Here is a 7175-nt window from a genome sequence, read left to right on the forward strand (position 1 = left end):
AAAAAAATTAAGAAATCTTAACAAAAACGATTGAAATAAGTGTGTACTTATAGTATAATAATAGTGTAAGGAAGGAGGTGGAAACATGGAACTTATAGCACTATATAAGATATGGTGCAAAGAAAAAGGTTATAAACCTTCAAGTGGGAAAGCCTTGCATGAGTTTATAACCAATACCAAGAAAGCTTAGAGCTTTCAGTGATTGGGAGTTAGCCCCTCCCAATCACACTTACATTATATAATAAATAGGAAATAAAAGCAAAATGCAGGAGGAAAAACGATGAAAAAATTTGAAATTGGTGAGAAGGTAATTTATGACGGTTTTAAATGTATCATTTTAGATTTATTTACTGACTGTGAAACAGGCATTGAATATGCCAGTGTAAAGCCATTGGACTTTGATGGCTTTGAAAGAGAAGCAAAAATAAGCAGCTTAAGGAAAATATGATATGTGTATAGACACTATCAAGAAAGTGAGATGTAAAAGAATGTTAAAGTATCATGAATTTAATGTAAATCCAAAAAACAGAAAAACAGGAGATTGCAGTACAAGAGCTTTAGTAAGCACGCTTGGAATAACATATGAAGAAGCATTGAAGTTACAATGCGAAGAAGCTATAAAATCATGCTATGGGATAACAGATAAACAAGTAATGCAAAGAATTCTTAAAAAATTTGGATATGTTAAGATGAAACAACCTAAAAAATCAAATGGTAAAAAATACATGGTTAAGGAACTTGATGAAATAATATCAAAGAAAATAAGAAATAAGGGTGTATTTATAACAATAGCAAACCATCATACATGCGTTAAAGGAGATATGATTATTGATATTTGGGATTGTAGTGATAACACAATTGGTAATTATTATATTAAAAATTAAATTTAAGGTTTTATATTAAAAATAGATTAGTGAGGCGATAACACTTAAAACACTATTTAAATGAAAGGATCTAATAATATGAATAAACAATCTATTGCATCTATGAAATATGATAAAAAAAACACTAGAAGAATCTGTTTAAAATTCAATTTAAAAAATGATGCAGATATTCTTGAAAAGTTAGATGAAGTATCAAATATGCAGGGATATATAAAAGAGTTAATCCGACAAGATTTAAGGTCAAAAGTAGTCAAAAAGTAGTCAAAAATAAAAATATCATAAAAATATACCTATATTAAAGGGTATTTAATGAATGGGTATATGATTGATAAACAGGAAGATGTTCCAATAGGAAATGGAACATCTGTTGACATTCATACTGAAGAGGAAACTTATCGGATTTACAGCATAGAACCTTATTTAAATATCAATGACCAATGGTATCGTTGTGATGATGTACAGGAAATCTTTCAGATCATAAAAGAGAACGGTAATTGATAAAAACATTTGACATTTTTCTTAATTAGGTGTTAAATAATGCCATAAGCGAAGAATTGGATATGAATACTTGTGATTCAATCAAGAGAGATGTCGGGTGGTGCAAGACATTTTGATAGCCTGTATTTACTCCCAAGGAGCTGTCCTATGAAAATAGGACCGTAGATCTGCGTTAAAGAAAAGAGGTGTATGAACATACACGAAATAAGGTGGTACCACGAACACGACTCTCGTCCTTTGGCAGAGTCGTTTTTTTATTAGGAGGAGAGCTATGATCGATATTAAAGAAGATGAAAAATTAAGTGTATTGAATCACTCCTGTGCGCATTTGATGGCGCAGGCGGTGAAGCATCTTTATCCTCAGGCAAAGTTTTGGGTAGGACCGGTCATCAGTGAGGGGTTCTATTATGACATTGACTTAGGAGATGATGTGATTCATGATGAGGATCTTCCAAAGATTGAAAAGGAAATGAAGAAGATCGTCAAGGATGGCAAACGTATTGTCTGTGAACATCATACGAAGGCTGAAGCCATGGAAATGTTCAAGGATGATGAGTATAAGCTGGATCTGATCGAAGGATTGGAAGATGGCAGCATTACTTGTTATCGACAGGGTGATTTTGTGGATCTTTGCCGCGGACCTCATGTGGAAAGTGTCAAGCTTTTAAAGAATTTCAAGCTTTTGAAGCATTCGGGTGCCTATTGGAAAGGTGATAAGAACAATAAGATGCTTCAACGAATTTATGGTGTCTGCTTTGAAACAGCGGAAGATCTGCAGAAGCATTTAGATTTATTGGAAGAAGCTAAGAAAAGAGATCATAAGAAGCTGGGCAAAGAATTAGAATTGTTCATGATGAGCGAATATGCTCCGGGTGCTCCGTTCTTTTTGCCTAATGGTATGATCTTGCGAAATGAATTGGAGAAATTCTGGTATGATGAACATACCAAAGAGGGTTATGAGTTTATCAAGACACCGATCATGATGTCGAAGGAATTATGGGAAGTAAGTGGCCACTGGTACAATTATCGTGAGAATATGTACACGTCTATGGTGGCTGACCGTGAGTTTGCGATCAAGCCGATGAATTGTCCGGGAAGCATGCTGGTTTATAAGAATTCTTTACATTCATATAAGGATCTTCCGATTCGTATGGGTGAATTGGGACAGGTACATCGTCATGAAGCCAGCGGAGCGTTGAATGGCCTTTTCAGGGTTCGTACATTTACACAGGATGATGCCCATATCTTCATGCGTATGGATCAGATCGAAAGTGAAGTAATTTCATTGATTCGTTTTATCGATCGTGTCTATGCGATCTTTGGTTTGACGTATGACATTGAATTAAGCACGCGTCCTGAGGAAAAGTACATTGGTGAGATCGAGGTATGGGAAAGAAGCGAAGCGGCTTTAGCGAAGGCTTGTGAGGCTGCCGGCAAGACATATAAGATCAATCCGGGCGATGGTGCTTTCTATGGACCGAAGCTGGATTTCCATATCAAAGATTCATTAGGAAGAGTCTGGCAGTGTGGCACGATCCAGTTAGATATGAATCTTCCGGAAAGATTTGATCTGACATATATTGATGAACATGGTGAAAAGGTACGACCGGTCATGCTGCATCGTGTCATATTCGGCTCAGTAGAACGTTTCATCGGAATTCTGATCGAACATTTTGGCGGTAAGTTCCCAATGTGGCTGGCTCCTGTACAGGTAGAAGTGATTCCGGTCCATCATGAACATCATTATGAATATGCCAAAGAAATCAATGATGAATTGAATCAACTTGGTTTTAGGAGCAAATTAGATGCAAGAAATGAAAAATTGGGTTATCGTATTAGGGAAGCACAAATGAAAAAGATTCCAATCGAATTAGTCGTGGGTGACGGTGAGAAAGAAAATCATACGGTAACGATCCGCCGCCAGGGGCAAAAAGAATCGAATACGGTATCATTTGATGAATTTGTGAAGATGCTTCAGAAAGAAATAGAGGAGAAGGTAAGATGCGACATTTAAAATCATTGATGGTGGCTGCCTTGCTTTTGGCAGGCTGTTCCACAACTACGACAAATGAACCTGTCAAGGTGTTGTCACCGACAGGAGCGCCGGCTCTTTCACTTTTAGAAGCAGCAAGTGAAGAAAGTGAAAACACTTTTGAATTTGTTACTGGAAGCGAAGTTGTAAGCGCAGAATTAGTAAAAGATGACAGCGAGTATGATATCATCATCGCACCTGTTAATTTAGGTGCCAAGATGATCGAAGCCGGAAAGAGTCCTTATCGTTTAAAAGCTGTGATCACATGGGGAAATCTTTATCTGGTAGGTACCAGCGAAAATGCTTTGAATGAAGAAGGAACCTTTGCGACTTTTGGTGAAGGAAGCGTGACTGATTTTGTTTTGCGCCAGGCTGTTGATCTGGACAATATCACACCTGAAATCGTGATGTATTCAAGTGCTCAGGATGTTCAGGGAGCATTATTGAGCGGTAATGCAAACTGTGGCATGCTGGCTGAACCGGCTGTAACCGCAACGATTCAGAAAGCAAAAGAGCAGGGCATCGAACTTCAGGTCATCGAGAACCTTCAGACAGCCTATCAGGAAAAGATGGGTACTGATTTAGAAGGATTCCCTCAGGCAGCGATCTTTGTGAAAGAAGGCAGTGAAGATAAATGTGCGAATGTGATCAGTACGATCGAAACATTTGTCAATGAAACAGCAGTCAATGATCCGGATAAGATCGTGGAGCTTGTCGATGCGATCGGTGCTGATACTTTAGGTGTTCCAAGTGCAGCTATCTCAAAAGCTACATGGGAAAGACAGAATATTCACTATGTTGAGGCCAGCGAATGTACAGATGATCTGACAACGCTTCTGTCATTGATGAATATTGAGTTCAGTGAAGAGATGCTTTCAAAATAATCATTAGGGAGGTCATGGTATCTCCCTTTTATTTTTAAAGAAAAACGAGTATAATAGCGGTATGAAAAAGCGCAGTTTCGTTACAATCCTTGTTTTATTGATCGTATGGATGATAAGCGGAGAAATGGTTGATAATCCGATCAAGCTCCCTTCTTTTTTTGATGTCGCTGAACGAATGATTGAATTAGCGCTTGACAGCGGCTTTTATGAAGCGTTTGCCCATACGCTTGCAAGAAGCTTTTTTGGTCTTTTATTGGCCTTGTTCATGGGGGTTTTCTTTGGTGTGTTCAGCGGTATCAGCCATCAGTTTGAAGAATATTTTGAGCCTGTCTATACGATACTGAAAAGCATTCCCAATGTATCTTATATATTAATCGTACTGATTTGGACAAATTCACGGATTGCTACCTGTGTGATCGGTTTTATGGTCATGTTTCCTATGGCTTATGCCAATACGCTAAGCGGTATGAAAAGCATTGAAAGCAAATATCTGAATTTGATGCGTATTTATCCAGTCAGACGTTCATATAAGATTTTCAAGGTTTATTTACCTTTGATATCCCATTATATCTATGCTTCTTTTTCAAATGGTCTGGGACTTACTTTTAAGGTCGGCATCATGGCAGAAATATTAGGTTCGGTATCACCGGGTCTTGGACGTCAGTTTCAGTTATGCCGCATCAATGTCGATATGATCGGTATCTTTGCATGGACGATTTGGCTTGTCTTGTTTTTGATTGTCTTTGAAGCAATCTTAAAGTTTCTTCAAAACAAATTTATAAAAGATGAAGAAATCCATGATTGAGAGTCATCAGCAGATGATTCTTTTTTTTTGTAATTTTAATTTTACCTTTTCAATTAGATAATTTTGCTGTATAATAGCCCGGTAAAAAAAGGAGGAAATATGAAAAGTAATATATATAAAGCCTTATACATGATAAGCATACTTCTTGTGATATTAGGATTGATTATGGCCGTTTTTTCTTTAATTGTGATCTTGCCGCAGATTGATTCAACCAATATCATAATTCCACTCGCATTTTTAATCTTAGCCATTATCGGCTTATTGCTTATGAAATATTACAAAAATAAAATGAAGGGGTGATTTTTTTGGAATACATTGTCGAAACAAAAGATTTAAAGAAAAATTATAAAGGATTTATGGCCAATGACGGGGTCAGCATTCAAGTGCCAAAAGGATCGATCTTCGGACTGATCGGAAGAAATGGAGCAGGTAAAACGACATTAATGAAATTGATCTTAGGTTTTTCTAATAAAACAAGCGGAGAAATAATCATTAATGGGAAATCAGAAGAAAAAGAGTTATGGCAAGAGAGAGGTAGAATTGGTTCTATTATCGAAGTGCCGGCCTTTTATGATGAAATGAGCTGTTATGCTAATACGATGTATCAGGCAAAGCTTCACGGTAAAGGGAAAAATGAAGTAAACGAGGTCTTAAAGAAAGTAGATTTACTTAAATTCAAACATCGCAAGGTCAAAGCTTTTTCTTTGGGAATGCGCCAGAAATTAGGAATTGCCTGTGCTTTGCTTGGCAATCCTGATTTATTGCTTTTAGACGAACCGACCAACGGTCTGGATCCGGTGGCAATCTCAGAAATCAGACATTTGCTTGAAGATTTAAACAGACAAGGTGTGAGCATATTCATTTCAAGTCATATCCTAGGAGAAATGGAAAAAATAGCGACTGATTATGCTTTTATGATTGATGGGAAAATAGTAAAAAGCTTATCAAGTAAAGAGCTCAAAGAATCAGGTAAAGACTTGGAAACTTACTTTTTGGAATTAGTAGGGGGAAACACAAATGAGTAAAATATTTAAAGCCGAGCTTTATAAGATACGTCACAATTTAGTATTTTTTGTTTCTTTACTAGCGTCCGCACCTTTAGGAGCTTTGCTTACTGTCGTAGCAGGGCTTGATAGCAGCATATGTTTGGCTGAGGTTCTGAGCAGCATCGTTTCATTCTATGAAATCTTTTTTATCATCATGATCGCCATGTATGTAACTAACGATTATGAAAAAGGAACTATAAAAGCCATCGTTTCAAGTGGTGTTAGTAAAACAAAAATATATTTCGGCAGATTATTGGTATCGATTTTTATTTCTGAAATCATGTTTATTTTAGCTTGTATCGGAGCTTACGTTTGGGGAACTGTCAAGGGAATTCCTATGACATCCGGAGAATTTGTTTGGACCAATATGCAAATTATCGAAAGTATCGTTATTCAAATGATCATTGTCATTGCTTATGCGATGATCGGATATTTTATTTCAGTCTTAACAAAAAAACAGATCGTAGCTATCATGGTATCCATCGTTGTCATTAATTTTGAACCGGTAGCCGTCAGTTATATCGGAAAAGCATTAGGACAAAATCTGTCTGTCTTAGATTTTTCTAATACAATCAGTCAAATCGAGAAGTTAAATATAACAGGGAATATTTTATTAAGCTCCTTGCTGTTTGTGCTTGTTGTTTTTGTATTCACCTTTGCTATTGGCACATATGTTTTCAAGCATCGTGATATCTAAGAAAAGACGTATTTAAAAGGACAATCATAAAAGAGTATATTTAGGATTCTAAATATGCTCTTTTTTATATATTAGGAAATTTCAATTTTGATGGGCAGAAAGATAATGAAAGAGATTGAAAAAAGTTAAGTTTAATTTATGTTTTGATATTATGTGTTATTTATTTTTAATTATAGTATCATTATAGTTACTATTATGATATAATATCTGTGTGAATACTCTTTTTTCTATCAAGGAGGCATCATGAAAGTTTTTTCTCTTTCCAACCGTTTCTATTACCGTGAATTCCCTGATCTGAAGAACATCATTCTTCATGATCTGAGAGTCTA

Annotated in this window: 10 protein-coding genes and 1 other annotated feature; all 10 genes read left to right on the top strand. The window is 36.3% G+C overall.

Annotated features, from left to right (window positions below; genetic code table 11):
• Positions 1-280 precede the first annotated feature (280 nt).
• The 10 genes from Q0K35_RS00115 (at position 281) to Q0K35_RS00160 (ending at position 6846) form a co-directional block, all read left to right on the top strand.
• Positions 281-448: a hypothetical protein gene (locus Q0K35_RS00115; protein WP_294560460.1), complete on the top strand. Its 168-nt coding sequence runs from the start codon at positions 281-283 to the stop codon at positions 446-448.
• Positions 449-488: 40 nt separating this feature from the next.
• Complete coding sequence (locus Q0K35_RS00120) at positions 489-884, top strand: hypothetical protein (protein ID WP_294560462.1); 396 nt, start codon at positions 489-491, stop codon at positions 882-884.
• A 78-nt stretch (positions 885-962) separates the two neighbouring features.
• Positions 963-1145 (top strand): hypothetical protein, encoded by a 183-nt coding sequence (locus Q0K35_RS00125; protein WP_294560464.1) that lies wholly within the window; start codon positions 963-965, stop codon positions 1143-1145.
• 60 nt (positions 1146-1205) lie between these two features.
• Positions 1206-1382, top strand: coding sequence for a hypothetical protein (locus Q0K35_RS00130; protein WP_294560466.1), 177 nt, complete (start codon positions 1206-1208; stop codon positions 1380-1382).
• Positions 1383-1424: 42 nt separating this feature from the next.
• Positions 1425-1623: a binding site (T-box leader), on the top strand.
• A gap of 30 nt (positions 1624-1653) precedes the next feature.
• The gene (thrS, locus tag Q0K35_RS00135) at positions 1654-3396 is read left to right on the top strand and encodes a threonine--tRNA ligase (protein ID WP_294560468.1); all 1743 of its coding nucleotides are present in this window, start codon (positions 1654-1656) and stop codon (positions 3394-3396) included.
• A complete protein-coding gene (locus Q0K35_RS00140; RefSeq protein WP_294560470.1) occupies positions 3384-4298 on the top strand; it encodes a hypothetical protein in 915 nt (304 codons plus the stop codon). The genes thrS and Q0K35_RS00140 overlap by 13 nt, the downstream gene beginning before the upstream one ends.
• Positions 4299-4359: 61 nt before the next feature.
• Complete coding sequence (locus tag Q0K35_RS00145; RefSeq protein WP_294560472.1) at positions 4360-5103, top strand: ABC transporter permease subunit; 744 nt, start codon at positions 4360-4362, stop codon at positions 5101-5103.
• Positions 5104-5202: 99 nt separating this feature from the next.
• Complete coding sequence (locus Q0K35_RS00150) at positions 5203-5403, top strand: hypothetical protein (RefSeq protein WP_294560474.1); 201 nt, start codon at positions 5203-5205, stop codon at positions 5401-5403.
• 5 nt (positions 5404-5408) lie between these two features.
• Positions 5409-6128, top strand: a complete 720-nt coding sequence (locus tag Q0K35_RS00155; protein ID WP_294560476.1) for an ATP-binding cassette domain-containing protein — start codon at positions 5409-5411, stop codon at positions 6126-6128.
• Entirely contained in the window at positions 6121-6846 is a 726-nt protein-coding gene (locus Q0K35_RS00160; RefSeq protein ID WP_294560478.1) for an ABC transporter permease subunit, read from the top strand. Before Q0K35_RS00155 ends, Q0K35_RS00160 begins: the two co-directional genes overlap by 8 nt.
• Positions 6847-7175: the final 329 nt, after the last annotated feature.

This window comes from uncultured Traorella sp. (assembly GCF_944327115.1).
GTDB lineage: Bacteria > Bacillota_I > Bacilli_A > Erysipelotrichales > Erysipelotrichaceae > Traorella.